The following is a 25,087-nucleotide window of genomic DNA, read 5'->3' on the forward strand; positions in this document are numbered from 1 at the left end:
CCGGGACGGCCCGGCGGCATCCCCTAATCTGGGCGCATGGCGCGCGACACCGACCCCGGATCCCGCGACCGTGCGAGTGCCGATGTGGTGCACCGCGGTCCCGTCCAGTTGCGCCGGGACCGGGCGACCGAGACCACGACGATGGACCAGCGACTGCTGGACCGGAGGGGCCCCTCCGACTGGGTGCACACCGATCCGTGGCGGGTGCTGCGCATCCAGAGCGAGTTCGTGGAGGGTTTCGGTGCGCTGGCGGAGGTGCCGCGTGCGGTGGCGGTGTTCGGCTCTGCCCGCACCCCCGTCGACCACCCCGAGTACGTCACCGGCCGTGCCCTCGGGGCCGCGTTGGCCGCGGCGGGCTATGCGGTTGTCACCGGCGGTGGGCCGGGGGCGATGGAGGCGGCCAACCGGGGCGCGAGCGAGTCGGGCGGGTTCTCCGTCGGACTGGGCATCGAGCTGCCGTTCGAGCAGGCCCTCAACGAATGGGTCGACCTCGGACTGAACTTCCGCTACTTCTTCGCCCGCAAGACGATGTTCGTGAAGTACTCCCAGGCCTTCGTCTGCCTGCCCGGCGGTTTCGGCACGCTCGACGAGCTGTTCGAGGCGCTCACGCTGGTCCAGACCCACAAGATCACCCGGTTCCCCATCGTGCTGCTGGGCACCCACTACTGGGCGGGGCTGCTCGAATGGATCCGGCACGCGATGGTCGGCGAGGGCCGGATCTCACCGAGTGACCTCGATCTGCTGTACCTGACCGACAGCGTGGAGGAGGCGGTGCAGATCGTCGTCGACGCCCATCGCGGGCAGGACGAGTCGGCGCTGTACGGAGGGGGCGGGGCGTGGTGAGCGGTTTCCATCCGTTCGAGGGCATCGGCGGCGAGCGCACCGTCGAGGCGCGGGCGGTGTGCGTGTACTGCGCCTCCGGGCCGGTCGACGAGTCCTACCTCGAGCTCGCGGCGGCGGTGGGGACCGCCATCGGACGGCGCGGCTGGCAGCTCGTCTCCGGCGGCGGCAACGTGTCGATGATGGGTGCGCTCGCCCAGGCGACGCGTGCCGCCGGCGGGCACACCGTCGGTGTGATCCCCAAGGCGCTGGTGCACCGCGAGGTCGCCGACGTCGACGCCGACGAGCTGATCGTCACGGACACGATGCGCCAGCGGAAGCAGGCGATGGAGGAGCGCGCCGACGCGTTCGTCACGCTGCCCGGCGGGATCGGCACCCTCGAGGAATTGTTCGAGACGTGGACGGCCGGCTATCTGGGCATGCACGCCAAGCCGGTGGTGCTGCTCGACCCGGTGGGGCACTACCGGGGGCTGCTCGACTGGCTCGAGGCGATGGTGCCGACCGGCTTCGTCAACCGCCACGCGCTCGACGGCCTGCAGGTCACCGGCGACATCGACGACGCCCTCGACCGCTGCGCCGGGTGAGGGGCTTCCGCTTCGCGCCGAGGTTGCTTACTCTGCAGTAAGTTCCTGTCCGCCAGTAACCGAGGATGCCATGACCGAGTCCGGCTCGACGATCTCCCTGGTGGGTCTCGCCACCCAGCTTCCGCGAATGCTGCCCGACGCACCGAGCCTGCTACGCGGCGCGCGGGGTCTCATCCGGCGGCCGGACGCGCGCGAGACGATCGGGTCGGTGTTCCAGCGCCTCGCGGAGCGGAACCCGGACCGGCCGTTCCTGCGATTCGAGGGCGACGCCCTCAGCTACGGCGACGCCAACGCCCAGGTCAACCGCTACGCCGCCGTGCTCACCGCGCAGGGTGTGCGCACCGGCGACGTCGTCGGCGTGCTGATGAAGAACCGTCCGGAGGCGTTGCTCGTCGCGCTCGCCACGGTCAAGCTCGGTGCCGCGGCCGGCATGCTCAATCACCATCAGCGCGGAGAGGTGCTCGCGCACAGCCTCGGCCTGCTCGACAGCCGGGTGCTCGTGGTCGGGGAGGAATGCGAGGAGGCCCTGGAGTCCCTCGACGGGCCGCCGCCGGCCGGAAAGGTGCTGCGCGTCGGCGAACTCGACGACCTCGCCGTCGCCGCCGACTCCGCGAACCCCGCCGTCACCGACCGCCTGCAGGCGAAGGAGACCGCCTTCTTCATCTTCACCTCGGGCACCACCGGCATGCCCAAGGCCAGCCGGATGACCCATTTCCGGTGGCTGAAGTCCATGTCGGGCCTGGGCAGCCTGGGCGTCCGGCTGCGCCGCGACGACACCCTGTACTGCTGTCTGCCGCTGTATCACAACAACGCCCTCACCGTGTCGCTGTCGTCGGTGCTCGCCGCCGGCGCCACCTTCGCGCTCGGCCGCAAGTTCTCCGCCACCGGATTCTGGGCCGACGCGAAGCGCAACGGCGCGACGGCGTTCGTCTACATCGGGGAGATCTGCCGCTACCTGCTCAACCAGCCACCGTCGCCGGACGACCGCGACAACGGCATCCGGTTGATGGTGGGCAACGGACTGCGGTCCGAGATCTGGACCGAGTTCACCCAGCGGTTCGGCATCGCCCGCGTCGCCGAGTTCTACGGCGCCAGCGAGTGCAACATTGCGTTCGTCAACGCGCTCAACCAGCCGCGCACCGCGGGTGTCTGCCCGCTTCCGTACGCAGTGGTCGACTACGACCACGAGACCGGCAAGGCGCTCCGCGGACCGGACGGCCGGCTGCGCCGGGTCGGCCGCGGCGAGGTGGGCCTGTTGCTGGCGAAGGTCACCGACCGTGCCCCGTTCGACGGCTACACCGATCCCGAGGCGAGCGAGTCCAAACTCGTGCGCGACGGCTTCGAGGACGGCGACACCTGGTTCGACACCGGCGACCTCGTCCGCAGCCAGGGCTTCATGCACGTCGCGTTCGTCGACCGCCTCGGCGACACCTTCCGGTGGAAGGGCGAGAACGTCGCCACCACCGAGGTCGAGGCGGCCGTGTCGGCGAACGAGTCGATCTCGCAGGCAGTGGTCTACGGGGTCGAGATCCCCGGCACCGACGGCCGGGCCGGCATGGCCGCGATCACGCTCCACGACGGTGCCGAGTTCGACGGCACCGCGCTCGCGGCGCAGCTGTACCGGGCGCTGCCGTCGTACGCGGTGCCGCTGTTCGTCCGTGTCGTCGGCGAACTCGAGCACACCTCGACGTTCAAGAGCCGCAAGGTGGACCTGCGCAAGCAGGGCTACGCCGACACCGGCGACGACCCCGTCTACGTGCTCACCGGGCCGGAGGAGGGCTACCGGCCCGCGTACGACGGCTACGTCGAGGCCGTTGCCGGGGGCGAGCTGCCGGCGGGCTGACTCCCGCTGGGCCGGTTCCTGCCCGGGCCCGCCCGCGGGTGCGTGCCAGGATGGAAATCATGACCGCCTCCGTCACCGTCTCGCCGACCCTCTGCGGCCGCCCGGTCGCCACCGACCGGGCCCTGGTGATGGCGATCGTCAATCGCACCCCGGACTCGTTCTACGACCGGGGGGCGACCTTCACCGACGACGCTGCGATGGCGGCCGTGGATCGGGCCGTGGCCGAGGGCGCGGACCTCGTCGACATCGGCGGCGTGAAGGCCGGCCCCGGCGAGGTGGTCGACGCGGCGGAGGAGACCCGGCGGGTGGTGCCGTTCGTCGCGGCGATCCGGGCCCGCCACCCCGGGCTGCTCATCAGCGTCGACACCTGGCGCAGCGACGTCGCGCGGCGCGCGGTGGCGGAGGGGGCGGATCTGATCAACGACACGTGGGCGGGTGCCGATCCGGAACTGGTGACCGTCGCGGCCGAACTCGGCGCGGGCATCGTCTGCTCGCACACCGGAGGTGCGGTCCCGCGCACCCGGCCGCACCGCGTGCGCTACACCGACGTCGTCGCCGAGGTGACGCGCGAGATCGTCGCCGCGGCCGAGCGGGCCGCGAAGGCCGGGGTGCCCGGCGACGCCATCCTCATCGATCCGACCCACGATTTCGGCAAGAACACCTTCCACGGCCTCGAGTTGTTGCGGCACGTGGACGTTCTCGTAAATACCGGGTGGCCCGTGCTCATGGCGCTGAGCAACAAGGACTTCATCGGGGAGACTCTGGGGGTGGAACTCGCCGACCGGTTGGAGGGCACATTGGCAGCGACAGCACTTGCGGCCGCGGCAGGCGCGCGGATGTTTCGGGTGCACGAGGTGGCGGCGACCCGTCGCGTGGTCGACATGGTGGCGGCCGTCGCCGGCACGCGCCCCCCGGCGCGCACCGTCAGGGGGCTGGCATGAGCACCGCGATGACCCGGCCGTGGGCCGAGGCGAACAGCTGGGACGAGCCCGGATGGAGCATCGCCGAACTCGAACGCGCGAAGCGGGGCCGAACCGTGTCGGTGGTGCTGCCCGCGCTCAACGAGGAGACGACCGTCGCGGGGGTGGTGGACACCATCCATCCGCTGCTCGGCGGGCTGGTCGACGAGCTGATCGTGCTGGACTCGGGGTCCACCGACCGCACGGCGGAGCGGGCCCGCAGCGCCGGCGCCCGCGTCCTCTCCCGGGAAGAGGCGGTGCCGGGCCTCGCCCCGGTGCCCGGCAAGGGGGAGGTGCTGTGGCGCTCCGTCGCGGCCACCACGGGTGATCTCATCGCGTTCGTGGATTCGGACCTGCTTGACCCCGATCCGGCGTTCGTCCCCAAGCTGCTCGGACCGCTGCTCACCGGCGACGGAATCCACCTGGTCAAGGGCTATTACCGCCGCCCGCTCCGGGTCAGCGGCGCCGAGGAGGCCAACGGCGGGGGGCGGGTCACGGAACTGGTGGCGCGGCCGCTGCTCGCGGCGCTGCGGCCGGAGCTGACGTGCGTGCTGCAGCCGCTGGGCGGCGAGTACGCCGGTACCCGGGAACTGCTGTCGGCGGTGCCGTTCGCGCCCGGCTACGGCGTCGAGATCGGGCTGCTGCTCGACACCTACGACCGGCTCGGGATCGGCGCGATCGCCCAGGTCAACCTCGGCGTGCGCAAGCACCGGAACCGGCCGCTCGGGGAGCTGGGGGTGATGAGCCGGCAGATCGTCGGCACCATGCTCGCCCGCTGTGGGATCCCCGACTCGGGGGCGGGCCTGACCCAGTTCCTGGTGGACGGCGATGCGTTCGTCCCCGTCACCACGGAGGTCAGCCTCGCGGACCGGCCCCCGGCCGCCACCGTGGCCTGACGCCCCGGGCGCCCTGTCGGTGGCCCGTGCCAAGATCGGTACATGCTGACGGTTCTGCTCTACCTGCTCGTCATGGTGGTCGTCGGCGCGGTGCTGTTCCTCGTGGCGAGCGCGGTGTTCGGCCGCGGGGAGACCCTGGCGCCGATCCCGCCGGGCACCACCGCCACGGCCCTGCCGGTCACCGACGTGACCGGCGCGGACGTCCGGGATCTGCGCTTCCAGCAGGTGCTGCGGGGCTACAAGACCGCCGAGGTGGACTGGGCGCTCGACCGGCTCTCGCACGAGATCGACGACCTGCGGGCCAGGCTCGCCGCGTACGAGGACGCCGAGCGGGGCACGCCCGGTGGCGACGCCGCGGTGGGGCAGGCCGACGCATCCGTTGCGGCAGAGGCCGCAGGGGACCGCTCGGACAGGGGGGAGTAGCGATGGACGAGGACCGGGTGCGCTGTCCGTGGGCGGTGGATCCGCTGGGGTCCACGCTGTACCGGGACTACCACGACGAGGAGTGGGGCCGCGAGCTGCACGGGCGCGACGAGCTGTTCGAGCGCCTTGCCCTCGAGGCGTTCCAGTCGGGGCTGTCGTGGCTGACGATCCTGCGCAAGCGGGAGGCGTTCCGGTCGGCGTTCGCGGGGTTCGACGTCGAGGTGGTCGCCCGCTACACGGATGACGACGTCGCTCGCCTGCTCGGCGACGCCGGCATCGTCCGGAACCGGCGCAAGGTCGAGGCGGTGGTCGCCAACGCCCGGGCGGTTCTCGACCTGGAGGGCACGGACCTCGACGCGCTGCTGTGGTCGTTCGCGCCGGCGCGGCGCGCCCGGCGGTTCCGCTCCGTGGCGGAGGTGCCGGCGGTGACACCGGAGTCGACGGCAATGGCCCGCGAACTGAAGCGGCGCGGCTTCGCGTTCGTCGGTCCTACCACGGCGTATGCGCTCATGCAGGCCACCGGCATGGTCGATGATCACCTCGCCGACTGCTGGGTCGAGACGGACGTTCGACCAGTTTCCGGCCACATTAGGGCATAGTCAGCTACCCGGCGGTCGGCCGTATAGGGAAGAATGATGTGGCGAGCCTCGTCGAATTCCGACGAGGCCCCCACGGTAACCCACGCGCGCAAGAGTCGAGCGCAGATTTGGAGGGAGCAGAGGATGGCGGCCATGAAGCCCCGGACCGGGGACGGTCCCCTCGAAGCAACCAAAGAGGGACGAGGAATCGTCATGAGGGTTCCACTCGAGGGTGGCGGACGTCTGGTCGTCGAACTCACGCCGGAGGAAGCTGCAGCGCTCGGCGAAGAGCTCAAGGGCGTCACCAGCTAGGTGTCGGCACCCGGCGACGATTCGCCGGGTTCTCCGGGCCCCGCGCTCCACGGTGCGCGGGGCCCGTTGCTGTTCGTACTCCGGTGCTCTTCGTTTCTCGGAAGGACTGCCCGTGCTCGACGCGGTGACCGATCTGCTCGCCTGCCCGCAGTGCGAGCGCGGACTCGACCTCGACGACGGCGTGCTGCTGTGCGAGGCCGGGCACAGCTTCGACGTCGCCCGTCAGGGGTATGTCAGCCTCCTCACCGGGGCCGCGACGCGGTTCACCGGCGACACCGCGGAGATGATCGCCGCGCGGGCGGACTTCCTCGAGGCGGGACACTACGATCCGCTGCGCGACGCCGTCGCCCGCGCCTGTGCCGAGCGTCCCGGCGGCGACGGCACCGCCCGCGTCCTCGAGGTGGGCGCCGGCACCGGGCGGTATCTCGCGGCGGTGCTCGACGCGCTGCCGGGCAGCCGCGGCGTCGGGCTCGACGTGTCCAAGCCCGCGGTCCGGCGCATCGCCCGCAGCCATCCCCGCGTCGGGGCCGTGCTCGCCGACGTGTGGCGGCAGTGGCCGATCCGCAGCGGCGTCCTCAGCCACGTGCTGTCCGTCTTCGCGCCGCGCAACGCCGCCGAGACGCACCGGGTCCTCGCGCCGGGCGGCGTGCTCGTCGTCGCGGCCCCCACCCCGTCGCACCTGCGCGAGCTGGTGGCCCTGCCCGGCATGGTCCAGGTGGACGAGCGCAAGACCGAGCGGCTCGGGGCGGCCCTGTCCGGCGCGTTCGAGCGGGTCGACCGCGCCGACGTGCAGTACACCCTGGAGCTCGACCGTCCGGCACTCGGACAGCTGGCCGGCATGGGGCCCTCGGGGCACCACCTGACCGCCGAGCGGCTGGCGGAGCTGGTCTCGGGGCTGCCGGAGCCGTTCCCGGTGACCGCCTCGGTGACCGTCACCGTGTGGGAACGGCGCGAGACGCACTGAGCCGGGACGCTCAGTGCCGCGCGGCGGCGACCTCCTGGTACACCGCGAGGGTCTGCCGCGCGATCTGCGCCCAGGAGAACTCCGCGATGGCCCGCACCCGTCCGGCCCGGCCCATCTCCGCAGCCAGGGCGGCGTCGCCGGCGACCTCGTTGATCGCCGCGGCCAGCGCCTGCTCGTACGCCCGCGGCTCGTAGGAGTTGTAGTGCACGAGCCGGCCGGTGACCCCGTCTTCGACGACCTCGGGGATGCCACCGACGTCCGACGCGACGACAGCGGTCTCGCAGGCCATCGCCTCGAGGTTCACGATACCCAGCGGCTCGTACACCGACGGGCACACGAAAACTGATGCCGCGGAAAGGATCTCACGGACCGAGTCGGTGGGGAGCATCTCGCGGACCCAGAAGACGTTGCCGCGCCGGCGCTCGAGTTCGGCCACCGCCTGCTCGGTCTCGGCGGCGATCTCCGGGGTGTCCGGCGCGCCGGCGCACAGCACCAGCTGAATCCCGGGGTCCACGTCGTGGGCGGCGGCGATGAGGTGCCCGACGCCCTTCTGGCGCGTGATGCGCCCGACGAACGCGACGATCGGCCGATCGGGGTCCACCCCGATCTTCTCCAGGGCGGATGGCTCTCCCGGCTCGGCCGGCCCCGGGTGCCACACCCCGGTGTCGATGCCGTTGCGCACCACGTGCACACGGGCCGGGTCGACGAATGGATATGCGTCCAGCACGTCGAGGCGCATCCCAGCGCTGACCGCGATGACCGCGTCCGCGTGCTCGACCGCGTTGCGTTCGGACCACGAGGAGACGCGGTAGCCGCCGCCCAGCTGCTCGGCCTTCCACGGCCGGCGCGGTTCGAGCGAATGTGCCGTCAGCACGTGCGGCACGTCGTACAGCTCGGCGGCGAGATGCCCCGCGAGGCCGGTGTACCAGGTGTGGGAGTGGACGACGCCGGCACCGCTCGCGGCGTGCGCCATCCGCAGCTCGGCGGACAGCGTCGTCAGCGCCGGGTTGGCGCCCGCCAGTTCGGGGTCGGGTCCGTGGACGAAGGCGCCCTCGCGGGGTGCCCCCATGCAGTGCACGTCGACTTCGCACAGCCGGCGCAACTGCGCAACCAATTCGGTGACGTGCACGCCGGCACCACCGTAGACCTCCGGCGGGTACTCCCGCGTCATCATTGCCACCCGCACCGGATCAAACTATCCGGCGCGTGACGTTCCGGCCACCGATGGGCCTCTTCGCTGGCGGCGGAGGGGGGTGGCGGATAGGTTGACTGTGTGAGGAGCCAGCCCCATGTGCTTGGAATCGTGCTCGCCGGCGGCGAGGGCAAACGCCTGTATCCGCTGACGGCGGACCGCGCGAAACCGGCGGTACCGTTCGGCGGTGCCTACCGACTGATCGACTTCGTGCTGAGCAACCTGGTCAACGCCGGGTTCCTGCGGATCTGCGTGCTGACCCAGTACAAGTCCCATTCGCTGGACCGGCACATCTCCCAGACCTGGCGCCTGTCGGGCTTCACCGGCGAGTACATCACCCCGGTGCCGGCGCAGCAGCGGCTCGGGCCGCGCTGGTACACCGGCAGCGCCGACGCCATCCTCCAGTCGCTCAACCTCGTCTACGACGAGGATCCGGAGTACATCGTGGTGTTCGGCGCCGACCACGTCTACCGGATGGACCCGGAGCAGATGGTGAGCCAGCACATCGAGTCCGGCGCGGGCGTGACCGTCGCCGGCATCCGGGTACCCCGCAGCGAGGCGTTCGCGTTCGGTTGCATCGACACCGACGAGCAGGGCCGCATCACCCAGTTCCTCGAAAAGCCCGCGCACCCGCCCGGCACCCCGGACGATCCCAACGTCACCTTCGCCTCGATGGGCAACTACGTCTTCACCACCAAGGTGCTGGTGGAGGCGCTGCGGGCAGACTCCGAGAACCCGGACTCGGACCACGACATGGGCGGCGACATCATCCCCGCCCTCGTCGCACAGGGCGCCGCGCACGTCTACGACTTCAACGACAACGTCGTGCCGGGCGCCACCGAACGCGACCGTGGCTACTGGCGCGACGTCGGCACCCTCGACGCGTTCTACGACGCGCACATGGACCTGGTGTCGGTGCACCCGATCTTCAACCTCTACAACCGGCGCTGGCCGATCCGCGGCGCCTCCGAGATGTGGCCCCCGGCGAAATTCGTCCAGGGCGGTCTCGCGCAGGAGTCGATCGTCGGATCGGGCAGCATCCTGTCGGCCGCCACCGTCCGCAACTCGGTGCTCAGCTCCAACGTCATGATCGAGGACGGCGCCACCGTCGAGGGCAGTGTCCTGATGCCGGGCGTGCGCATCGGCAAGGGCGCGGTCGTGCGGCGCGCGATCCTCGACAAGAACGTCGTCGTCGGCGACGGCGAAATCATCGGCGTGGACCTCGAACGCGACCGGCAGCGCTTCGCCGTCAGCAGCGGCGGCGTCGTCGCCATCGGCAAGGGCGTGTGGATCTGATCGGGGCGTGCGCCGGGGCCTAGAGCTTGGCGGCGCAGAGCAGCCCGTCGCCCACCGGCAGCAGCACCGGTGCAAGACGCTCGTCGGTCACCACGGCCCGCGTCGCCTCTCGGACGGCGAGGACGGCGGAGTCGCGCTCGCCCGGGTCGGCGACGCGGCCGCAGAGCAGCGCGTTGTGCAGCACGATGACCCCGCCCGGTCGCAACAGCCGCACGCCCTCGCGGACGTAGTGCGGATGATCGGCGGGGGTGGCGTCGACGAAGACCAGGTCGTAGGCAGAGTCGGCCAGCCGCGGCAGCACGTCCAGCGCGCGCCCGTTGATCAGCCGGGTGCGGGAGGCCGTGACGCCGGCCTCCCGGAACGCGGTCTTGGCGGCACGCTGATGCTCGGGCTCGCTGTCGATGGTGGTGAGGACGCCGTCCTCGCGCAGGCCCCGCAGCAGCCAGAGTCCGCTGACGCCGGCGCCGGTGCCGACCTCGACGACCGTCCGTGCGTCGAGCATGCGGGTGAACATCGCCAGGGCCGCGCCCACTGCTGCCGGGATCGGATCTGCGCCGAGATCGAGGGCACGCTCACGCGCCAGGGCGAGGTTCTCGTCCTCGGTGACGTTCTCGACGTGGGCCAGGATCCGTTCGGCATTCGTGTGCACCCCAGTGAGGTTATCGTCGCCGGGGGCCGGTCGCAGGCAGGCGCGCACGGCGGGTGGATTCTCAGGCGATGCTCAGGTTGCTCATATCGGCACCACATCCCCGTGCGTGAGGGTGTAGATACCACATCAGACCGCACCGACAGCGCGATCGGGGTACCGGGAACAAGCCGGCGCCCTCGGGTGTTGGACGAAGACACCGACACCCACGATCAGCGGTCCCGAAGAGGAGGATCCAGCGATCCACATGGCCGATTCCCCCCAGCTCCCCAGCCCCGACGCCGAGCCCACGGCCGACGTCGAGCTCACCGGCACGGCAGTGTTCGACGCCACCGGTGACCGTGCGGTGATGCCGTCGTGGGACGAGCTGGTGCGCGAGCACGGCGACCGGGTGTACCGGCTCGCCTACCGCTTGTCCGGAAACGCGCAGGACGCCGAGGACCTCACCCAGGACACGTTCATCCGGGTCTTCCGCTCGCTGCAGAACTACCAGCCGGGCACCTTCGAGGGCTGGTTGCACCGCATCACCACCAACCTGTTCCTCGACATGGTCCGGCGCCGCAACCGCATCCGCATGGAGGCGCTGCCCGAGGACTACGACCGCGTGCCCTCCGAGGGCCCCGACCCCGAGCAGATCTACCACGACGCCCGGCTCGGCGCCGACCTGCAGTCCGCCCTGGACTCGCTGGCGCCGGACTATCGTGCTGCTGTCGTCCTGTGTGACATCGAAGGCCTGTCCTACGAGGAGATCGGTGCCACACTGGGAGTCAAGCTCGGCACGGTGCGCAGCCGCATCCATCGCGGACGGCAGGCGCTGCGTGAGCACCTGCGCGAGCATGGGAAGGTCGAAGTCGGTCGAGTCGATGCGGGGTAGCCGCCAGGAGGATTTCATGACGAGGGCACACCCGACCCGCCGGTTCGGTTCCACGGAGCACCTGGCGAGTGAGGCTGTGGCAGCGTACGTAGACGGCGAACTGCGGATGAACGCGTATCTCCGGGCGGCCGAGCACCTGGCCGTGTGCCCGGAGTGCGCCACGGAGGTCGAGGCCCAGCAGCAGGCCCGGCGCGCGTTGCGCGACGCCGCCCGGACGGCGCCGCCCCCGATGCCGAGTTCCCTCCTGGGTGCCCTCGCCGACATCCCGCAGCACCACCAGGACCTGTCCGCGCCCGGCTTCGGGGGAGTGCTGGCGGCCGACCAGTCCTGGCCCGCCGGGCGGCGCTGGCCGATCCGTTGGCGCCGTTGACGGTGCTCGCGTCCTTCCGCGCCGTGATCGACCCGCGACGGTCGGTGGCGGTGCCATCGGTGATACTGGGCACCGTGACTGACGGACACGGGGGAGACGGGCACGCGTGACAGCGGAATCAGTGGAGTCCGAGCGCCGGGCCGCCTCGACGTCGGACACGGACGGCGCTCCCGCGCCGGGCGTGTCGCACCGTGCCGACGCCCCGCGCCTGCAGCCCCGCCCGGTCTATCGCCCGGACGTCGACGCCGCCGCCAGCAGCGTCTTCGGCCGGCCGGCCGGTACGACGGGCTCGTTCGGCCGGTCCGCCGAGGAACGGGCCGCGGAGCCGCGGGTCGGCCACGGTGCGCCCGCCGATCCGGTGCTGGCCGAGGCGTTCGGCCGACCCGTGGGCACCTCCGAGATCCTGCAGCGGCCCCCGGCCGACCCGGACGCCGAGACCGATGCGGATGGCCCCGAGCCCGACCCGTGGCGCGACCCCACGACGAACGTGCGCCTGGGCGCGCCTGCGCAGGCCCGCGACGAGCGCCCGTTGCCGCCCGCCCCCAAGCTCACGCTGCGGGAAGTCCTCTTCGGCGGTCGGATCGAGACCCGCGCCCTCGCGACGCTGGCGGCGGTCGCGCTGACCATCGGCATGATCGGCGGTCTCGTCGTCGCGCTGATCACGTCCGACACCGGCTCCCTCACCAGCCGCAGCGTGACGCTGGCCCAGGTGGAGCAGGACGGCGACCTGCCGACCGGGCAGGTGGCCCGCGTGGCCGACGCGGTGCTGCCCGCCGTCGTCTCCATCCAGGTCACCGTCGGCGACGAGTCCGGCACCGGGTCCGGTGTCGTGATCGACGGTGCCGGATACATCGTCACCAACAACCACGTGATCTCGATGGCCGCGACCGGTCCGGACGCGAAGATCCAGGTCACCTTCAACGACGGCACCAAGGTGCCCGCACAGATCGTCGGGCGCGACATCAAGACCGACCTGGCAGTGCTCTCCGTCGACGTGGACAACCTCACGGTCGCCGAACTGGGCCGTTCCGGGGACGTGCAGGTCGGTGAGGACGTCATCGCCGTGGGTTCGCCGCTCGGGTTGAGCAAGACCGTCACCCGCGGCATCGTCAGCGCCCTCAACCGGCCGATGCGCCTGGGCGGTCAGGGCACCGACACCGACGCCGTGATCGACGCGGTGCAAACCGACGCCTCCATCAACCCCGGCAACTCCGGCGGCCCGCTGGTCGACGCCGAGGGTCGCGTCATCGGCATCAACTCGGCCATCAAGACCGAGACCGGCGGTTCCGTCGGTCTGGGGTTCGCCATTCCCATCGACGACGTCACCGCCGTCACCCAGGAACTGATCCGCACCGGCGCGATGCGTCATCCGGAGATCGGCGTCAACGCCCGCAGCGTCGTCAACGACGTCGCCAGCGGCGCCGAGGTGGCCAACGTGCAGGAGGGCAGCCCCGCGCAGCAGGCCGGGATCGTCGAGGGCGACGTGATCGTCAAGGTCGGGGACCGCGAGGTCACCAGCGCGGACGAGCTGGTCGTCGCGGTCCACGCCCAGAAGATCGGCGAGCCGGTGACGGTGCAGCTGGTCCGCTCGGGCCGTCTCGTGGACGTGCAGGTGACCCCGCAGTCCGACTGACCGTCGGCTCCCTGTTCGCTGGGAATTCGCTGTGACCTGGGTCCTCCGGGCTGCGAACGGCGCGGCACCACGTACCCTGGAGCGGTGTTCGGCAACATCGGTTGGGGCGAATTCATGGTCCTCCTCGTCGCGGCGCTCGTGGTCCTCGGCCCCGAGCGGCTGCCCGGCGCGGTGTCGTGGGTGACCAAGTCGCTGCGGCAGGTCCGCGACTACGCGTCCGGCGCGAAGGAGCAGCTGAAGGAGGAGCTGGGCCCCGAGTTCGACGACCTGCGTCAACCCCTGTCCGAACTCAACGAGCTGCGCGGCATGACGCCCAAGGCGGTCATCACCAAGCACCTGCTGGACGGCGACGACTCGCTGCTCACCGGCAACTTCGACAAGCCCGGCACCAAGCCGGTGAGCAAGCCCGTCCCGCCGCCGCTGGCGGCCGGGGAGAAGCCCCCCATCGACTCCGACGCGACGTAGGCCGCTGCGCGGCCGGTGTGTTCTTCGGGCGGCAGGAGCAACCCGAAGGGCACACCGGCGCCGCAGGCGCCTACAGGTGGCGGGTGGTGTCGATCCCCAGCGACATGCCGGCCAGGCCGCGGCGCCGCACGGCGAGCTTCTCGGCGATCTCGCGCAGCGCCGTACCCGCAGGCGACTCGGGGGCGCTGAGAACGATCGGGGTGCCGGCGTCGCCGGCCTCGCGCACCGCCGGATCGAGCGGGATCTGGCCCAGCAGCGGGACGGTCGCGCCGACGGCGCGGGTGAGCCGCTCGGAGACGGCCTGACCGCCGCCCGTGCCGAACACGTCCATCCGGGTACCGTCGGGCAGTTCGAGCCACGACATGTTCTCCACGACGCCGACGATGCGCTGGCGGGTCTGCAGCGCGATGGAGCCGGCCCGTTCCGCGACCTCCGCGGCGGCCTGCTGCGGCGTGGTGACGACGAGGATCTCGGCGCCCGGGATCAGCTGCGCGACGGAGATCGCCACGTCGCCGGTGCCGGGCGGCAGGTCGAGCAGCAGCACGTCCAGATCGCCCCAGAACACGTCGGCGAGGAACTGCTGCAGCGCACGGTGCAGCATCGGCCCGCGCCAGACCACGGGCGTGTTGCCCTGGGTGAACTGGGCGATGGAGATCATCTTCACGTCGTGCGCGACGGGCGGCATGATCATCCGCTCCACCTGGGTGGGCTTGGCGTCGGTGCCGAGCATCCGTGGGATGGAATGGCCGTAGATGTCGGCGTCGAGCACGCCGACGGACAGGCCCCGCGCGGCCATCGCGGCGGCGAGGTTGACCGTGACGGAGGACTTGCCGACCCCGCCCTTGCCGGAGGCCACCGCGTAGACGCGGGTGAGCGAGCCGGGCTGGGCGAACGGGATGACCGGCTCGGTGGAGTCGCCGCGCAGCGACTTGCGCAGCTCGGTGCGCTGCTCGTCGGTCATGACGTCGAGCTCGACGCGCACGGCGGAGACCCCGGCGACGTCGGCGACGGCCTTGGTGACGCGGTCGGTGATCTCGGTGCGCAGCGGACAGCCGGCGGTGGTCAGGTAGATGCCGACGTCGACGCTGCCGTCGCCGCCGATCTCGATGCTCTTGACCATGCCGAGCTCGGTGATGGGCTTGCGGATCTCGGGATCCTGGACCCGCGCCAGGGCGCTGCGAAGGTCGGACTCGCTGACTGCCATGGCATCAATCGTAGGTGGCGCCCGATCAGTGGATGCGCGGCAGGTCCGCCGCGCTGGGGGTGACACCGGTCGAATAGGCGGCCGACCAGGCAAGCACGTTGGCAACGTATGCCATGGAGTTGTTGTAGCGATGGATGGCCTTGGTGGCCTGCGCGATGTCGTGCATGTTGTTTCCGCCGTCGCACAGGTACTTGGCGGTGGTGAGGGTGGAGTCGTACAGGTTCTGCGGGTCGGCGTCGCCGTCGCCGTCGCCGTCACCGGCGTAGAGCTTCCACGTGGACGGGATGAACTGCATGGGGCCGACCGCCCGGTCGTAGACGGTGTCGCCGTCCAGGGTGCCGCCGTCGGTGTCACGGATGACGGCCTGGCCGCGCAGGCTGCCGTCGAGCGGAAGGCCGATCACGGGTTCGAGGAGGTTGCCCTTGTCGTCGGCCTTGCCACCCTTGGCGTGGCCGGACTCGACCTGGCCGATGCCGGCGAGCAGCGTCCAGTACATGTTGCAGCCGGGGTTCTCGGCGGCGAGGATCCGCTCGGCGTTCTGGTAGGCGGCGAAGTTGATGCCGGGGATCCCGAGGGGGCCGGGCTGCAGGGGCGCCGGGGCGGCGGGTGCGGGCGCCGGGGCGGGCGCGGGGGCCGCCGCGGGTTCCGCGGTAGGCTCCGGGGCGGTCATGAGGGCGGCTGCGGCGGCGACGTCGCGGGAGACCCCGTCGGCGACGTAGGTGGTCTCGGACGCGGCGGTCACGGGCTCGGCCACCGCTTCGGTGTCCTGGACGCCGAACAGGGTCTTCGGGCTCGCACCGGCGCTGGTGGCGGCGGCGACCACGCCGACCGGAACCAGTCCGGTGAGGGCGATGACCGAATTGCGGCGAAGCTTGGACTCCGAAGGCTTTCTGTGCCGGCCCACTCGATACCTCCTGGGCGCCTACCCCGAGACGCTTTCGTTACATGGCGGTATCGACCATACATGAAGTGATGCGTTTCCGTTACCCTACCGTGATGTAACACGCTGAGCTGGGCATACGGTGGCAGGGAGGGGTTACGGGGAGATCGAGTCGTGACCGGATCAGGGCACGGGCGGCGCCGGGCACAGCGCCGGGACGAGACACGGCAGCGGCGGCAGCACCGGCGCGGGCGGCGGTGTCCCGACGACCGGCGCGGGGGCGGGGTCCGCCTCGACCGCGGGCGCCGGGACCGGCCCCGGCGGGGGCGCACCGGTGGTCCCGGCGACGGGAGCCGGGACGGTCTCGGCGACGTCGACGGTGTTCGGTGAGGCCGGAACGGCCGGCGGCATCGGGGGTGGCACGACGATCCCCGGCGAGACCGCGGCGCCCTTCTCGTAGGCGGCCGACCAGGCCTGCACGTTGGAGACGAACTCGGGCGACGGGTCGAACCGGGCCGCTGCCCGGGCGCGGGCGTCGGGCTCGGCGAGGCGAGCGTCGTCCGAGCACAGCCAGGTGCCGGCCGCCAGGGTGGCGTCGAAGACGTTCTGCGGGTCGGCGGCGCCATCCGCATTGCCGTCCGCCGAGAACTGCGACCACACCGCCGGGGGCAGCTGCATCGGCCCGAGCCTGCCGGTCCCGGGCGCCACGCGCGCGGTGGTGAGGGTGCCGAGCACGTCGGTGCGTCCCGAATCGGCGTGCTGCGAGGTGATCCGTCCGATCGCCGCGAGCAGATGCCACGGCAGCGCGCACCCGGGCTCGCTGATCGCGAGCTGCATCTCGGCCGCCCGGTACGCGTAGAGCACCAGTTCGGGAATCGCCAGGGGGCCCTCACCGGCCATCACGGGAGACGGCTGTCCGGGAGCGGCCGTGACCGCGGGCGGTAGGTCCGCGGCGGGATCGGGAGCCGTGCCCGCGGCTCCGCGCACGGGCCGCGGCGTCGCCGGATCCGCCGGCAGCACCCCGATCCCGGTGCTGCCGTCCGCCGCCGTCACGGGGACCGGCTCCGTGTTCTCCGTCGCGGCCACCGTCGCCGGCGACGACGCGACCGCCGCGAACCCCGCGCCGAGCACCACCGGCACCGCGATCAGACCCTGCCAGCGCACGCCATCACCCCACAGACCTACTCGTCGCGGACCGTTACCCCACCGACACCATCGACCGGCTGTGATGAACGTTACAGCGAGTCACGTCTCAGCGGCGGGGAGGGCGCGGTTTTCCGGCCGTCGTCGTTGCCGTGTCCTCCTCTTCCGGCTCGATCAGCAGTGCGCGCAGATCGTCGAGTTCGCGGCGCAGATAGTCGCGGGTGGCCACCTCGCCGACGGCCAGCCGCAGCGCCGCCAGCTCACGCGCGAGGAACTCGGTGTCCGCCTTGGTCTGGGCGGCGCGGGCCCGGTCCACCTCGAGGGAGACCCGGTCCCGGTTCTCCTGCCGGTTCTGGGCGAGCAGGATCAGCGGCGCGGCGTACGCGGCCTGCGTGGAGAACGCGAGGTTCAGCAGGATGAACGGGTATGGGTCCCACTGCAGCGCGACGGCGAAGACGTTGAGCAGGATCCACACGATCACCACGACGGTCTGGATGGCCAGATAGCGTCCGGTGCCGAGGAACCGGGCGATCGACTCGCTGACGCGCCCGACGGCCTCGACGTCGAAGTTGACCCGGAAGCGGCCGGTGCGGGGGGTGTCGAGGCGCTGCCGGGCCACGGCGGAACGGTCACTCATCGTCGGCCTCCTCCTCGCGCCAGTCCTCGGGCAGCAGGTGGTCGAGCACGTCGTCGACCGTCACGGCACCGAGCAGGTGCCCCTCGTCGTCCAGCACGGGCCCGCACACCAGGTTGTACGTCGCGAAGTACCGGGTGACCGCGGTGAGCGAGTCGTCCGGGTCCAGTCGCGGCAGGTCGTTGTCGACGATCCCGCCCACCAGGCCGGCCGGCGGCTCCCGGAGCAGCTGCTGCAGGTGCACGCAGCCCAGATACTTGCCCGTCGGGGTCGCGGTGGGCGGCCGCACCACGAACACCATCGACGCGAGCGCCGGCGTGAGGTCCGGGTCGCGGACCCGGGCCAGCGCCTCGGCCACCGTCGTCGCCGGGGTGAGCACCACCGGCTCGGGGGTCATCAGGCCGCCGGCGGTGTCGGGGGAGTGCTCGAGCAACCGCCGCACCGGCTCCGAATCCTCCGGATCCATCAGGCGGAGCAGCGACTCGGCCTCCGAGTCGGGCAGCTCACCGAGCAGATCCGCGGCGTCGTCGGGATCCATCGCCTCGAGCAGGTCCGCGGCGCGTTCCACCTCGAGGTGCATCAGCAGATCGGTCTGGTCGTCGGTGGGCAGCTCCTGCACGACGTCGGCGAGCCGCTCGTCGTCCAGCGCGACCGCCACCTCGTGCCGGCGCTTCTCGGGCAGCTCGCGGAGCGCGTTCGCGACGTCGGCGGCGCGCATGTCCTCGAACTGCAGCAGCAGCTGCGAGACGCCCTGGCCGGGCATCCCGAGGTTGGTGTAGGTCAGACCGTGCACGTGCTGCCAGTCCACGACGTGGATCGCGGACCTCCGGCCCAGCCGGCCGCGGTGCGCGCGCACGGCCACCCGCGAGACCAGCCAGTCCCGGGTGCGGGTCAGTTCGATGCCGAGGTCGACGACGACCACGTCCACGCCCGCGAGCTCGCCCAGCTCGGGATCGTCGACCCGGACCTTCGAATCGAGCACCTGCGCGAGCGCCAGCACCTCGGTCGGCCGCTGCGTGAACCGGCGCAGGCTCACGTTGCCGGTGTTCAGGGTGACGGCGCCCGGCTCGATCGCCGTCACCCGCAGCATCGGCACGAATATTCGCTTGCGCGTTGGCAGTTCGACGACCAGGCCGAGCACCCGGGGCTGCTGCCGGCCGATCCGGATGGTGAGCACGACGTCGCGCACCCGGCCGATCGACTCGCCGTCGGGCCCGAGGACCACCAGACCGGCGAGCCTCGCCGCGAATACCTTGCTCACTGCTGCCATGATGGTCAGGCTAGAACGTGCGGTCGTCGATTTCGGAACACGGAGGTCTGCCCAGCCCATGTCGTTCGACTTCAGGCCCCGAAGGTCCGTGCTCGCCGTTCCCGGCAGCAGCCGCAAGATGATCGACAAGGCCAAGGGCCTCGCCGCCGACGAGGTGTTCCTCGACCTCGAGGACGCCGTCTCCCCGCTGGCGAAGGATCAGGCCCGCACGACGATCGTCGAGGCCCTCAACGAGGACGGATGGGGCGAGCAGCTGAAGGTGGTGCGGGTCAACGACTGGACGACCGACGCCACCTACCTCGACGTCGCCACCGTGGTGGGCGGCGCCGGCGCGCACCTCGACGCGATCCTGCTGCCGAAGGTCCCCGACGCGAGCCACGTGCAGGCGCTCGATCTGCTGCTGACCCAGGTGGAGAAGGCCCACGGCCTCGAGGTGGGCCGCATCGGCATCGAACCGCAGATCGAGGACGCACTCGGGTTGACCAACATCAACGCCATCGCCACGGCGAGCCCGCGCGTCCGGACCCTGGTGTTCGGCCCGGCCGACTTCATGGCGAGCATCAACATGCGCACCCTCGTCGTCGGTGAGCAGCCCGACGGCTACGACCGCGGCGACGCCTACCACCACATCCTCATGACCATCCTCATGGCGGCCCGGGCCCACGGCCTGCAGGCGATCGACGGGCCGTACCTGCAGATCCGCGACGTCGAGGCGTTCCGGCGCTCGGCGCAGCGGACCGCTGCCCTCGGCTTCGACGGCAAGTGGGTACTGCACCCCAGCCAGATCGACGCCGCGAACGAGGTCTTCAGCCCGCGGCAGGAGGACTACGACAAGGCCGAGATGATCCTCGACGCCTACGAGTGGCACACCTCCGCGGCCGGCGGCGCGCGCGGCGCCGCGATGCTCGGGGACGAGATGATCGACGAGGCCAGCCGCAAGATGGCGCTGGTGATCTCCGCGAAGGGCCGGGCGGCCGGGATGACCCGCACCACGAAGTTCGAGCCGCCGCAGTAGGCGGCTGCGCCGCCGGTGCGTCCTTCGGGCGGCGGAAACAACCCAAAGGACGCACCGGCGCCGAAGGCGCACACGGGCAGAATGGACAGGTGCGCCGGATCGGGGCGCGCAGTCACGAGAAGGAGTCGAAGATGACCAACCCCCTCGGACAGCCGGGACGCGCCACGCCGGGCCTGCCGACTCCGCCGAGCGGCTGGCCGGTCGGTTCGTACACCACCTACGCTGAGGCGCAGCGGGCTGTCGACCACCTCTCGGACCAGTCCTTCCCGGTCGAGGACGTCACCATCGTGGGCGTCGACCTCATGCAGGTCGAGCGGGTCACCGGCCGGTTGACGTGGGCGAAGGTGATCGGGGGCGGCATCGCCTCCGGCGCCTGGCTCGGTCTGTTCTTCGGCCTGCTGCTCGGGATCTTCTCGACCGACTTCCTCGGCCCCCTGCTCGTCGGCATGGTCGGCGGCATCGTCTTCGGCCTGATCTCCACCACGATCCCGTACGCCGCGACGCGCGGCCAGCGTGACTTCTCGTCGACGATGCAGCTGGTGGCCGGCCGTTACGACGTGCTGTGCGCGCCGCGCAACGCCGAACGGGCCCGGGACCTGCTCGCCAAGCTCGCGTTGTAAACCGTTCGATCACAGTTCCGCTCCGGGCGGCAGTTGGGTCGCGCGCCGGCGCCCGGTGCGTTACGTTCGCACCAAGTGTGACGGAAGTCACCGTCGCGCTGGACGACGGGCGGAGGCTGCGGTGCGGAGACGGGCGGTGAGGGTCGGACTGGTGGGTGCCGCGGCGGTGCTCGCGCTGTCGTCGGTCGCGGCGTGCGGCAGCGAGTCGAGCGGGACGGTACTGAGTTTCTACACCGCCGCCGACGGTGCGGAGCAGTACGCCGCCGCGGCGGCGAACTGCACGGCCGCCGCCGGCGGCAGGTACACGATCGAGCAGCGCACCCTGCCGAAGGGCGCCGACGACCAGCGGCTGCAGCTCGCGCGGCGGCTCACCGGCGAGGACGACACGCTGGACCTGATGACCCTCGACGTGGTGTGGACGGCCGAGTTCGCCGAGGCGGGATGGGCGCTGCCGCTGCCGCCGGACGTCGCGGCCTCGGTGTCCGAGGGCACCCTCGCCGGGCCGCTGGCCTCGGCGACGTGGCAGGACACCCTGTACGCGGCTCCGCTGAACACGAACACCCAGTTGCTCTGGTACCGCAAGGACCTGATGCCCGGCGGCCGCCCGCCGCAGACGTGGGACGAGATGATCGACATCGCGAGCGGGCTCGCGGACGAGGGCCGGCCCAGCTGGATCGGGGTACAGGCCCGCCAGTACGAGGGCCTGATGGTGTGGTTCAACACCCTGCTCGCCAGCGCGGGCGGATCCGTCGTCGCCGAGGACGGCACCACCGTCACCGTGGCCGACGGTGACGCCGCCGTGACGGCCCTCGACATCATGAAGCGCGTGGCGACGGCGCCCGGTGCGGACCCGTCGCTGAACCAGTCCGACGAGGCCGCCGCCCGCCTGGGCATGGAGAGCGGCAAGGCCGCCTTCCAGGTGAACTGGCCGTTCGTCTACCCCGGCATCCTCGAGAACGCCGAGAAGGGCTTCCTGCCCTCCATCGACGACAACGGCAACGTGACCGCCGAGAACACCGGCAACACGGTGCTGACGGTGAACGGCGAGCAGAACTTCCTCCCCGCGCCGTACCCGGCGGTGATCGCCGGCACGCCCGCACGGGTCACCATCGGCGGGTTCAACATCGCTGTCGCCCGCACCAGCCGCAACCCCGACCTGGCGTTCGAGGCGATGCAGTGCCTGCGCAACGAGGAGAACCAGCGCAACAACGCCGTCGACGGCGGCGTTCCGCCCACCCTCGCCTCGCTCTACGACGACCCGGAGTTCCAGCAGGCGTACCCCGTCTGGCGGGAGGTGCGCGAGAGCCTCGAGAACGCGGCGGTGCGCCCGGTCTCGCCCGCCTACCAGAGCATTTCGACGCTCATCACCGCCACGCTCAACCCGGTCGACCGGATCGATCCGCCGCGCACGGTCGACGAACTCGCGGAACAGGTTCGCAAGGCGGTCAATTCGGAAGGGCTGATCCCGTGACCACCACGCCCGCAACCAGACCCGTCCCGCCGGCCGAGGGCGCCCGGACCGCACCGTCCCGGCGCGAGAAAGCCCTTCTCTCCGAAGGGAAGAAGGCCGAACGCCGGCTCGGGCTGTGGCTCGTCGCACCCGCGGCGCTGCTGATGCTCGCCGTCACGGCCTACCCGGTGGGGTACGCGGTCTGGCTGAGCCTGCAACGGTACGACCTGCGGTTCCCCGACGAACGCGAGTTCGTCGGACTGGCCAACTACGTCTCGGTCCTCACCGACGCGTTCTGGTGGCAGGCGTTCGCCGTGACCGCCGGGATCACCGTCGTGTCGGTGGCGATCGAGTTCGTCCTCGGCCTGACACTGGCGCTGATCATGCACCGCACCATCGTCGGCAAGGGCACCGTCCGCACCGTGGTGCTGATCCCGTACGGCATCGTCACCGTCGCCGCGGCCTACAGCTGGTACTACGCGTGGACGCCGGGCACCGGTTACCTCGCGAACCTCCTGCCCGAGGGCAGTGCCCCACTGACGCAGCAGCTTCCGTCGCTGGCGATCATCGTGCTCGCCGAGGTGTGGAAGACCACCCCGTTCATGGCGCTGCTGCTGCTCGCCGGGCTGGCCCTCGTCCCGGACGACCTGCTGCGCGCCGCCCAGGTCGACGGCGCCGGCGCATGGACGCGGCTGACCAGGATCATCGTGCCGCTGATGAAGCCGGCGATCCTGGTGGCTCTGCTGTTCCGCACCCTCGACGCCTTCCGCATCTTCGACAACATCTACGTCCTCACGCGCGGATCCAACGGCACGGGCTCGGTGTCGATCCTCGGATACGACAACCTGTTCAAGGCGTTCAACCTCGGGATCGGGTCGGCGATCAGCGTCCTGATCTTCCTGTGCGTGGCCATCATCGCGTTCGTGTTCATCAAGCTGTTCGGGGCGTCCGCACCGGGCTCCGATCCGGAAGGGAAACGGTGACATGACGACGACCGAGACCCCGCGCCGCAAGCTGAGCTGGTCGGTGGTGAACCTGCTCGTCCTGCTGTACGCGCTGATCCCCGTCGTGTGGATCGCCAGCCTGTCGTTCAAGCCGGCCGGCACCATCAAGGACGGCCGGTTCATTCCCCGGGAGTGGACACTCGACAACTACCGCGGGATCTTCCGCACCGACGCGTTCACCAGCGCACTGATCAATTCCATCGGTATCGGGCTGATCGCGACGGTGGTCGCGGTGGTCATCGGCACCATGGCGGCCTACGCCATCGCGCGGCTCGACTTCCCGGGCAAGAAGATCCTCGTCGGCGTGGCGCTGCTGATCGCGATGTTCCCGCAGATCTCCCTCGTCAGCCCGCTCTTCGACATCATCCGCAAACTCGGGCTGTTCGACACGTGGGCCGGCCTGATCATCCCGTACATCACCTTCTCCCTGCCCCTGGCGATCTACACGCTCTCGGCGTTCTTCAAGGAGATCCCGTGGGAGCTCGAGAAGGCCGCCAAGATGGACGGCGCCACGCCCGGGCAGGCGTTCCGGAAGGTGGTGGCGCCGCTGGCGGCGCCGGGCATCGTCACCGCCGCGATCCTGGTGTTCATCTTCTGCTGGAACGACCTGTTGTTCGCGATCTCGCTGACCTCCACCGAGCGGTCCATCACCGCGCCCGCGGCGATCGCCAACTTCACCGGGGCCTCGCAGTTCGAGGAGCCCACCGGCTCGATCGCGGCGGCCGCGGTGGTCATCACCATCCCGATCATCGTGTTCGTGCTGATCTTCCAACGTCGCATCGTGGCCGGCCTGACGTCCGGCGCAGTGAAGGGATGACCCAGATGGCTGAAATCGTGCTGGACAAGGTGACCAAGCTCTACCCCGACGGGGCGAAGGCGGTCAGCGACGTGGACGTGACGATCGCCGACGGCGAGTTCATCATCCTGGTCGGTCCCTCGGGCTGCGGGAAGTCGACGACGCTGAACATGATCGCCGGGCTCGAGGACATCTCCTCCGGCGAGTTGCGTATCGGCGGCGAGCGGGTCAACGAGAAGGCGCCCAAGGACCGGGACATCGCGATGGTGTTCCAGTCGTACGCGTTGTACCCGCACATGACGGTGCGGGAGAACATCGCCTTCCCGCTCACCCTCGCCAAGATGCCCAAGGACGAGATCGAGCGGAAGGTCACCGAGGCCGCCAAGATCCTCGACCTGACGGACCATCTCGACCGCAAACCGTCGAATCTGTCCGGCGGGCAGCGTCAGCGGGTGGCGATGGGCCGCGCGATCGTGCGCAACCCCAAGGCGTTCCTCATGGACGAGCCGCTGTCCAACCTCGATGCCAAGCTGCGGGTGCAGATGCGCACCGAGATCGCCCGCCTCCAGAAACGGCTGGGCACCACCACGGTGTACGTCACCCACGATCAGACCGAGGCGATGACCCTCGGCGACCGGGTGGTCGTCCTCCGCGGCGGGCTGGTGCAGCAGATCGGCGCGCCCCAGGAGCTCTACGACCGGCCGAGAAACCTGTTCGTGGCCGGATTCATCGGCTCTCCGTCGATGAACTTCCTGGCCGGCCAGCTCGAGTCGAACGGCGTGCGCACCGTGATCGGCGACTTCACCCTGCCGGCCGAGCGGTGGGCGGCCGTGCAGAAGCACAATCCGGGACGTGACGTCGTCGTCGGCGTCCGGCCCGAACACTTCGAGGACGCCACGCTCCTGGACCCGGCCCAGCGTGAGCAGGGTACGACCTTCACCGTGGACGTCGACGTGCTCGAGTCGATGGGGTCGGACAAGTACGCGTACTTCACCGTCGAGTCCCCGGACCTGCATTCGAGCGACCTCGACGACCTGGCGGCCGACGTCGGCGTCGCCGACCTCGCCGGCGGGTCGATGGTCGCGCGGCTGCCCGCCGAGTCCGGCGTCGCGAAGGGCCGGCCCGTGCAGCTGTGGTTCGATCCGGCGAAGATCGCCCTCTTCGACCAGGCGACGGGGGAGAACATCACCCTCTGA

At 71.0% G+C, this 25,087-nt stretch carries 27 protein-coding genes; 20 read left to right on the forward strand and 7 right to left on the reverse strand.

Annotated features, from left to right (window positions below):
* Positions 1–36: 36 nt before the first annotated feature.
* The 9 genes from ISO16_RS25910 (at position 37) to ISO16_RS25950 (ending at position 7,399) form a co-directional block, all read left to right on the forward strand.
* Positions 37–843 carry a TIGR00730 family Rossman fold protein gene (locus ISO16_RS25910; RefSeq protein ID WP_006933996.1) on the forward strand — a complete coding sequence of 269 codons (807 nt, stop codon included), beginning with the start codon at positions 37–39 and terminating at the stop codon, positions 841–843.
* Positions 837–1,424 carry a TIGR00730 family Rossman fold protein gene (locus tag ISO16_RS25915; protein ID WP_006933997.1) on the forward strand — a complete coding sequence of 196 codons (588 nt, stop codon included), beginning with the start codon at positions 837–839 and terminating at the stop codon, positions 1,422–1,424. The genes ISO16_RS25910 and ISO16_RS25915 overlap by 7 nt, the downstream gene beginning before the upstream one ends.
* Positions 1,425–1,494: 70 nt before the next feature.
* A complete protein-coding gene (locus ISO16_RS25920) occupies positions 1,495–3,267 on the forward strand; it encodes a long-chain-acyl-CoA synthetase (protein WP_072634732.1) in 1,773 nt (590 codons plus the stop codon).
* A gap of 59 nt (positions 3,268–3,326) precedes the next feature.
* Positions 3,327–4,208, forward strand: coding sequence for a dihydropteroate synthase (folP, locus tag ISO16_RS25925; RefSeq protein WP_043799255.1), 882 nt, complete (start codon positions 3,327–3,329; stop codon positions 4,206–4,208).
* Positions 4,205–5,122, forward strand: coding sequence for a glucosyl-3-phosphoglycerate synthase (locus ISO16_RS25930; RefSeq protein ID WP_029542464.1), 918 nt, complete (start codon positions 4,205–4,207; stop codon positions 5,120–5,122). The genes folP and ISO16_RS25930 overlap by 4 nt, the downstream gene beginning before the upstream one ends.
* Before the next feature lie 42 nt (positions 5,123–5,164).
* The gene (locus ISO16_RS25935; RefSeq protein ID WP_006938805.1) at positions 5,165–5,545 is read left to right on the forward strand and encodes a DivIVA domain-containing protein; all 381 of its coding nucleotides are present in this window, start codon (positions 5,165–5,167) and stop codon (positions 5,543–5,545) included.
* 2 nt (positions 5,546–5,547) lie between these two features.
* A complete protein-coding gene (locus ISO16_RS25940) occupies positions 5,548–6,144 on the forward strand; it encodes a DNA-3-methyladenine glycosylase I (protein ID WP_072634733.1) in 597 nt (198 codons plus the stop codon).
* A gap of 123 nt (positions 6,145–6,267) precedes the next feature.
* Positions 6,268–6,435 carry a DUF3117 domain-containing protein gene (locus tag ISO16_RS25945; protein WP_003936084.1) on the forward strand — a complete coding sequence of 56 codons (168 nt, stop codon included), beginning with the start codon at positions 6,268–6,270 and terminating at the stop codon, positions 6,433–6,435.
* 112 nt (positions 6,436–6,547) lie between these two features.
* Positions 6,548–7,399, forward strand: a complete 852-nt coding sequence (locus ISO16_RS25950; RefSeq protein ID WP_072634734.1) for a putative RNA methyltransferase — start codon at positions 6,548–6,550, stop codon at positions 7,397–7,399.
* Positions 7,400–7,409: 10 nt separating this feature from the next.
* On the opposite strand, the gene glgA is transcribed toward ISO16_RS25950, so the two are convergent.
* On the reverse strand, positions 7,410–8,585 hold the full coding sequence (gene glgA / locus ISO16_RS25955; RefSeq protein WP_029542466.1) for a glycogen synthase: 1,176 nt from the start codon (positions 8,583–8,585) through the stop codon (positions 7,410–7,412).
* Positions 8,586–8,672: 87 nt separating this feature from the next.
* Here glgA and glgC point away from each other — a divergent pair, with 87 nt between their 5' ends.
* On the forward strand, positions 8,673–9,887 hold the full coding sequence (gene glgC / locus ISO16_RS25960; RefSeq protein WP_037200697.1) for a glucose-1-phosphate adenylyltransferase: 1,215 nt from the start codon (positions 8,673–8,675) through the stop codon (positions 9,885–9,887).
* Between the two features lie 19 nt (positions 9,888–9,906).
* On the opposite strand, the gene ISO16_RS25965 is transcribed toward glgC, so the two are convergent.
* Entirely contained in the window at positions 9,907–10,536 is a 630-nt protein-coding gene (locus tag ISO16_RS25965; RefSeq protein WP_006938797.1) for an O-methyltransferase, read from the reverse strand.
* Positions 10,537–10,780: 244 nt separating this feature from the next.
* Between ISO16_RS25965 and sigE the strand changes: the two genes are divergently transcribed.
* The 4 genes from sigE to tatB all read left to right on the forward strand — a co-directional run bounded on the left by sigE (position 10,781) and on the right by tatB (position 13,875).
* On the forward strand, positions 10,781–11,407 hold the full coding sequence (gene sigE / locus ISO16_RS25970) for an RNA polymerase sigma factor SigE (protein ID WP_006938796.1): 627 nt from the start codon (positions 10,781–10,783) through the stop codon (positions 11,405–11,407).
* 16 nt (positions 11,408–11,423) lie between these two features.
* Positions 11,424–11,777, forward strand: a complete 354-nt coding sequence (locus ISO16_RS25975) for a zf-HC2 domain-containing protein (protein ID WP_029542469.1) — start codon at positions 11,424–11,426, stop codon at positions 11,775–11,777.
* Positions 11,778–11,958: 181 nt separating this feature from the next.
* Positions 11,959–13,410, forward strand: coding sequence for a S1C family serine protease (locus ISO16_RS25980; protein ID WP_037201547.1), 1,452 nt, complete (start codon positions 11,959–11,961; stop codon positions 13,408–13,410).
* An 84-nt stretch (positions 13,411–13,494) separates the two neighbouring features.
* Positions 13,495–13,875 carry a Sec-independent protein translocase protein TatB gene (gene tatB / locus ISO16_RS25985; protein WP_006938788.1) on the forward strand — a complete coding sequence of 127 codons (381 nt, stop codon included), beginning with the start codon at positions 13,495–13,497 and terminating at the stop codon, positions 13,873–13,875.
* Between the two features lie 70 nt (positions 13,876–13,945).
* Here the strand turns inward: tatB and ISO16_RS25990 are convergent, their stop codons facing one another.
* The 5 genes from ISO16_RS25990 to ISO16_RS26010 form a co-directional block, all read right to left on the reverse strand.
* On the reverse strand, positions 13,946–15,079 hold the full coding sequence (locus ISO16_RS25990) for an Mrp/NBP35 family ATP-binding protein (protein ID WP_072634735.1): 1,134 nt from the start codon (positions 15,077–15,079) through the stop codon (positions 13,946–13,948).
* 25 nt (positions 15,080–15,104) lie between these two features.
* On the reverse strand, positions 15,105–15,983 hold the full coding sequence (locus ISO16_RS25995; RefSeq protein WP_072634736.1) for a lytic murein transglycosylase: 879 nt from the start codon (positions 15,981–15,983) through the stop codon (positions 15,105–15,107).
* Between the two features lie 159 nt (positions 15,984–16,142).
* Positions 16,143–17,123: a hypothetical protein gene (locus tag ISO16_RS26000; RefSeq protein WP_072634737.1), complete on the reverse strand. Its 981-nt coding sequence runs from the start codon at positions 17,121–17,123 to the stop codon at positions 16,143–16,145.
* A gap of 88 nt (positions 17,124–17,211) precedes the next feature.
* The gene (locus ISO16_RS26005; RefSeq protein WP_006938782.1) at positions 17,212–17,739 is read right to left on the reverse strand and encodes a DUF1003 domain-containing protein; all 528 of its coding nucleotides are present in this window, start codon (positions 17,737–17,739) and stop codon (positions 17,212–17,214) included.
* A complete protein-coding gene (locus ISO16_RS26010; protein WP_029542476.1) occupies positions 17,732–19,006 on the reverse strand; it encodes a magnesium transporter MgtE N-terminal domain-containing protein in 1,275 nt (424 codons plus the stop codon). Before ISO16_RS26010 ends, ISO16_RS26005 begins: the two co-directional genes overlap by 8 nt.
* A 58-nt stretch (positions 19,007–19,064) precedes the next feature.
* Here ISO16_RS26010 and ISO16_RS26015 point away from each other — a divergent pair, with 58 nt between their 5' ends.
* The 6 genes from ISO16_RS26015 (at position 19,065) to ISO16_RS26040 (ending at position 25,087) form a co-directional block, all read left to right on the forward strand.
* Entirely contained in the window at positions 19,065–20,021 is a 957-nt protein-coding gene (locus ISO16_RS26015) for an HpcH/HpaI aldolase/citrate lyase family protein (RefSeq protein ID WP_072634738.1), read from the forward strand.
* 131 nt (positions 20,022–20,152) lie between these two features.
* Positions 20,153–20,641 (forward strand): general stress protein, encoded by a 489-nt coding sequence (locus ISO16_RS26020; protein ID WP_003936099.1) that lies wholly within the window; start codon positions 20,153–20,155, stop codon positions 20,639–20,641.
* A gap of 136 nt (positions 20,642–20,777) precedes the next feature.
* Positions 20,778–22,112: an ABC transporter substrate-binding protein gene (locus ISO16_RS26025; RefSeq protein WP_065922826.1), complete on the forward strand. Its 1,335-nt coding sequence runs from the start codon at positions 20,778–20,780 to the stop codon at positions 22,110–22,112.
* Positions 22,109–23,074: a carbohydrate ABC transporter permease gene (locus tag ISO16_RS26030; protein WP_006938769.1), complete on the forward strand. Its 966-nt coding sequence runs from the start codon at positions 22,109–22,111 to the stop codon at positions 23,072–23,074. Before ISO16_RS26025 ends, ISO16_RS26030 begins: the two co-directional genes overlap by 4 nt.
* A gap of 1 nt (position 23,075) precedes the next feature.
* The gene (locus ISO16_RS26035) at positions 23,076–23,912 is read left to right on the forward strand and encodes a carbohydrate ABC transporter permease (RefSeq protein ID WP_006938767.1); all 837 of its coding nucleotides are present in this window, start codon (positions 23,076–23,078) and stop codon (positions 23,910–23,912) included.
* A 5-nt stretch (positions 23,913–23,917) separates the two neighbouring features.
* Entirely contained in the window at positions 23,918–25,087 is a 1,170-nt protein-coding gene (locus ISO16_RS26040) for an ABC transporter ATP-binding protein (RefSeq protein WP_006938765.1), read from the forward strand.

The sequence above is a fragment of the Rhodococcus sp. M8 genome, assembly GCF_015654185.1.
In the GTDB taxonomy this organism is placed as follows: Bacteria; Actinomycetota; Actinomycetes; order Mycobacteriales; family Mycobacteriaceae; genus Rhodococcus; species Rhodococcus aetherivorans.

Excerpts from the sequence above, each read along its gene's own strand:
- ISO16_RS25940 (WP_072634733.1), top strand. The coding sequence starts at position 5,548 with ATGGACGAGGACCGGGTGCGCTGTCCGTGGGCGGTGGATCCGCTGGGG.
- ISO16_RS25975 (WP_029542469.1), top strand. The coding sequence starts at position 11,424 with ATGACGAGGGCACACCCGACCCGCCGGTTCGGTTCCACGGAGCACCTG.
- ISO16_RS25910 (WP_006933996.1), top strand. The coding sequence starts at position 37 with ATGGCGCGCGACACCGACCCCGGATCCCGCGACCGTGCGAGTGCCGAT.
- ISO16_RS26010 (WP_029542476.1), bottom strand. The coding sequence starts at position 19,006 with ATGGCAGCAGTGAGCAAGGTATTCGCGGCGAGGCTCGCCGGTCTGGTG.
- ISO16_RS26015 (WP_072634738.1), top strand. The coding sequence starts at position 19,065 with ATGTCGTTCGACTTCAGGCCCCGAAGGTCCGTGCTCGCCGTTCCCGGC.
- ISO16_RS25935 (WP_006938805.1), top strand. The coding sequence starts at position 5,165 with ATGCTGACGGTTCTGCTCTACCTGCTCGTCATGGTGGTCGTCGGCGCG.
- ISO16_RS26020 (WP_003936099.1), top strand. The coding sequence starts at position 20,153 with ATGACCAACCCCCTCGGACAGCCGGGACGCGCCACGCCGGGCCTGCCG.
- ISO16_RS25990 (WP_072634735.1), bottom strand. The coding sequence starts at position 15,079 with ATGGCAGTCAGCGAGTCCGACCTTCGCAGCGCCCTGGCGCGGGTCCAG.
- folP (WP_043799255.1), top strand. The coding sequence starts at position 3,327 with ATGACCGCCTCCGTCACCGTCTCGCCGACCCTCTGCGGCCGCCCGGTC.
- ISO16_RS25930 (WP_029542464.1), top strand. The coding sequence starts at position 4,205 with ATGAGCACCGCGATGACCCGGCCGTGGGCCGAGGCGAACAGCTGGGAC.
- sigE (WP_006938796.1), top strand. The coding sequence starts at position 10,781 with ATGGCCGATTCCCCCCAGCTCCCCAGCCCCGACGCCGAGCCCACGGCC.
- ISO16_RS26005 (WP_006938782.1), bottom strand. The coding sequence starts at position 17,739 with ATGAGTGACCGTTCCGCCGTGGCCCGGCAGCGCCTCGACACCCCCCGC.
- ISO16_RS26035 (WP_006938767.1), top strand. The coding sequence starts at position 23,076 with ATGACGACGACCGAGACCCCGCGCCGCAAGCTGAGCTGGTCGGTGGTG.
- ISO16_RS26040 (WP_006938765.1), top strand. The coding sequence starts at position 23,918 with ATGGCTGAAATCGTGCTGGACAAGGTGACCAAGCTCTACCCCGACGGG.
- ISO16_RS25945 (WP_003936084.1), top strand. The coding sequence starts at position 6,268 with ATGGCGGCCATGAAGCCCCGGACCGGGGACGGTCCCCTCGAAGCAACC.
- ISO16_RS25920 (WP_072634732.1), top strand. The coding sequence starts at position 1,495 with ATGACCGAGTCCGGCTCGACGATCTCCCTGGTGGGTCTCGCCACCCAG.